We start from the raw sequence: 1,120 nt of genomic DNA, 5'->3' as shown, positions 1-1,120 counted from the left end.
CTATACACTATTGCTGGAAAGTATTCGGCGTATTACCCCGAGCCTGTTCTCGCTCTGGCGGCGCAAAGGTTTTAAGGCCGTATGGCAACACATCAACGGCACCTTTTTGTGTGTGTTATTAGCCGGAATTTTAAGCAGTATCGCAGGTTTAGCGAAGGGCATTAGTTGGATGCTGGCCAACCATCCCATCCCTCTGTGGTCGTTTTTCTTTGGTCTTATCATTGCGTCAGCACTGCATATCGCCAAACAGCTCCCCGCCCCTAAAATCACGCTAAGAACGGTACTCGCCGCGCTTATCGGTATCGGCTTTGCGTATTGGATCACCGTCGCTAATCCGTTGCAATTGACAGCCAGCCCTCTCACCGTCTTTTTATCCGGCGCCATTGCCATATGCGCCATGATTCTACCTGGGATCTCGGGCAGCTTTATACTGTTACTGCTCGGCATGTATAGCCCGATTCTAGACGCGGTACATCAAGGCCAATGGGATATGCTCGGCTTACTCGCCTTGGGTGCCATCGTCGGCTTATTGAGTTTTTCTCATTTACTGTCCTGGTTATTAGAGCGTTTTTATGCAGTAACACTCGCCTTCCTTACCGGTTTAATGTTAGGCACATTGGGTAAAATTTGGCCTTGGAAACATACTCTTACCTGGCGGACTAACTCATCGGGTGAACAAGTCCCTTTGATGCAAGATAACCTTCTACCGGGCGCGTACGAGGCAATCGTGGGACATCCGGCACAAGTTGGCCTCGCGGTGATTGCCATGATTACGGGCTTTGTGCTGGTATTGCTGTTGGAGCGCTTCTCGCCTAAACAGGACTAAACCATGAATGTTTCATCCTCACGCATGCCCGTGAGTCGCCGTTTATTGATCCCCGCCAGTATCATTATGCTGGTGGCGCTTGCGTTTTTTACGCCAACTTGGCTAACCACTTTTGTTGAAAGTGAAAACAGCCCGGCATCCGCATCAACACACTCATCCGTGCTAACAGATGCGTGCGTGCTCAATCAGCAGACTTGCCAGTATAAAGGCTACCAAGCATCACTCGCTGAGCCGACGGTGCGCCCTATGAATGCAAATAGACTGACGGTCATCAGCCCCGAACCACTCGCGCGA

Annotated in this window: 1 protein-coding gene and 1 pseudogene; both read left to right on the top strand. The window is 50.7% G+C overall.

Annotated features, from left to right (window positions below; genetic code table 11):
* On the top strand, positions 1-826 hold an 826-nt coding region (locus BZG79_RS15830; RefSeq protein WP_077774888.1), incomplete at its 5' end, for a DUF368 domain-containing protein.
* A 3-nt stretch (positions 827-829) separates the two neighbouring features.
* Positions 830-1,120, top strand: a pseudogene (locus BZG79_RS15825) (hypothetical protein); the annotation flags it as partial.

It is taken from the genome of Salinivibrio sp. MA427, from assembly GCF_001996115.1.
In the GTDB taxonomy this organism is placed as follows: domain Bacteria; phylum Pseudomonadota; class Gammaproteobacteria; order Enterobacterales; family Vibrionaceae; genus Salinivibrio; species Salinivibrio costicola.
Note: the sequence above shows the minus strand (reverse complement) of the source record. Positions and strands in the feature narration are given on the sequence as shown.